The organism is Variovorax sp. P1_H12_2, from assembly GCF_056405335.1.
In genome coordinates this window covers 1-2,355 of the sequence record NZ_JBFUCI010000640.1, presented here as the reverse complement: position 1 = coordinate 2,355, position 2,355 = coordinate 1, and the positions used below count along the sequence as shown (strand labels likewise).

Below are 2,355 nucleotides of genomic sequence, written 5' to 3'. Positions count from 1 at the left end.
CGGCGGCGGCGGTGGTGGCGGCTACGGTGGTGGTGGTGGTGGTGGCGGCAACCGCAGCGGCGGTGGCGGCTACGGCGGCGGCGGCGGTGGCCGCGGCGGCTACTAAGCCCTCCCCAGCTTCAAGCAAAAAAGGCTCCTTCGGGAGCCTTTTTCGTTGGCGCGCCAGCGCTCGGTACGTGGAAGTCCGTACAGTGCTGGTCAGCCCACCGTCAGGCGCTGGCGACGACCCTCGAGGCAACTTCAACGAGGATCGAGACAATGCGCATCAAGAGTCAGGCCGACTTCTATTCAGGAGTCATGTTCGCAGCGGTGGGGGCGGCGTTTGCCATCGGCGCCACCACCTACAACATCGGCGATGGGGCCCGCATGGGGCCCGGCTACTTCCCGCTCATGCTGGGCATCCTGCTGGCTGTCCTTGGCGCCCTTGTCATGTTCCAGTCGCTGGTGGTCGAGACGGTCGACGGCGACCCGATCGGCAAATGGGCCTGGAAGCCGCTGTTCTTCGTCATCGTGGCCAACCTCGCCTTCGGCGTGTTGCTGGGCGGACTGCCGAGCATCGGCGTGCCGGCCATGGGCATGATCATCGCGATCTACGCGCTGACCATCATCTCCAGCCTCGCGGGCGAGCACTTCAAGCTGCGCGACGTGCTGGTTCTCTCGACCATCCTGGCGGCAGGCAGCTACGTGGCGTTCATCTGGGCGCTCAAGTTGCAGATCCAGGTCTGGCCCACCTTCATTTCGGGCTGAGGACACCGCCATGGAACTGTTTCACAACCTCGCGATCGGCTTCGGCGTCGCCTTCACCTTCACCAACCTGCTGTACTGCCTGGTCGGCTGTATCCTGGGCACGCTGATCGGCGTGCTGCCGGGCATCGGCCCGGTCGCCACCATCGCGATGCTGCTGCCCGCGACCTACGCGCTGCCGCCGGTGTCGGCCCTCATCATGCTGGCCGGCATCTACTACGGCGCCCAGTACGGCGGCTCCACCACCGCCATCCTGGTCAACCTGCCGGGCGAATCGTCCTCGGTCGTGACCTGCATCGACGGCTACCAGATGGCGCGACAGGGGCGAGCGGGGCCTGCGCTGGCCGCGGCCGGCCTGGGTTCGTTCTTCGCCGGCTGCGTCGGCACGCTGATCCTGGCGGCCTTCGCGCCGCCGCTGACCGAGCTGGCGTTCAAGTTCGGCCCGGCCGAGTACTTCTCGCTGATGGTGCTGGGCCTGATCGGCGCCGTGGTGCTGGCCTCGGGCTCGCTGCTCAAGGCGGTCGCGATGATCGTGCTGGGCCTGCTGCTCGGCATCGTCGGCACCGACGTCAATTCGGGCGTGGCGCGCTTCAGCTTCGACATTCCTGAACTCACCGACGGCATCGGCTTCGTCGTGATCGCGATGGGCGTGTTCGGCTACGGCGAAATCATCGGCAACCTGTCGCAGCCCGACGAGGAGCGCGAGGTGTTCACCTCCGAGGTCAAGGGCCTGTGGCCGACCAAGGACGACTTCAAGCGCATGACGCCCGCGGTGCTGCGCGGCACGGCGCTGGGCTCGGCGCTCGGCATCCTGCCCGGCGGCGGTGCGCTGCTGGCTTCGTTCGCGGCCTATGCGCTCGAGAAGAAGATCCGCATGCGGCCCGGCGAAGTACCCTTCGGCAAGGGCAACATCCGCGGCGTGGCATCGCCCGAGTCGGCCAACAACGCCGGCGCCCAGACCTCCTTCATCCCGCTGCTGACGCTTGGCATCCCGCCCAACGCGGTGATGGCGCTGATGGTCGGCGCGATGACGATCCACAACATCCAGCCCGGCCCGCAGGTGATGACCAGCAACCCGGAGCTGTTCTGGGGCCTGATCGCCTCGATGTGGATCGGCAACGCGATGCTGATCATCCTGAACCTGCCGCTGATCGGCATGTGGATCAAGCTGCTGACGGTGCCCTACAAGTTCCTGTTCCCGGCGATCGTGCTGTTCTGCGCMATCGGCGTGTACTCGACCAACAACAACACCTTCGACATCTGGATGGTGGCGGCCTTCGGCTTCATCGGCTATCTGTTCATCAAGCTCCGGACCGAGCCGGCGCCGCTGCTGCTGGGCTTCATCCTGGGGCCGATGATGGAAGAGAACCTGCGCCGTGCGCTGCTGCTGTCGCGCGGCACGTGGAGCGTGTTCGTGACGCGGCCGCTGTCGGCCGGGTTGCTGGTGGCGGCCTGCCTGCTGCTCGGGATCGTGCTGCTGCCGTCGATCAAGGCGAAGCGGGAAGAAGCCTTCGTCGAAGAATAAGCCGGCCCCGCCCCGGGGGGTGCCGTGCCCCCCGGAGGCTGTGTTCTCAGGCGTTGCGCTCGACGATGAAGCTCACGACGGTGGTG

The 2,355-nt window shown here is 66.7% G+C and carries 2 protein-coding genes; both read left to right on the top strand.

Annotation, left to right across the window (positions count from 1 at the left end; all coding sequences use genetic code 11):
- Positions 1–258 precede the first annotated feature (258 nt).
- The gene (locus AC1D2K_RS33610) at positions 259–747 is read left to right on the top strand and encodes a tripartite tricarboxylate transporter TctB family protein (RefSeq protein WP_478094627.1); all 489 of its coding nucleotides are present in this window, start codon (positions 259–261) and stop codon (positions 745–747) included.
- Between the two features lie 10 nt (positions 748–757).
- Positions 758–2,269 carry a tripartite tricarboxylate transporter permease gene (locus AC1D2K_RS33605; protein WP_478094625.1) on the top strand — a complete coding sequence of 504 codons (1,512 nt, stop codon included), beginning with the start codon at positions 758–760 and terminating at the stop codon, positions 2,267–2,269.
- Positions 2,270–2,355: the final 86 nt, after the last annotated feature.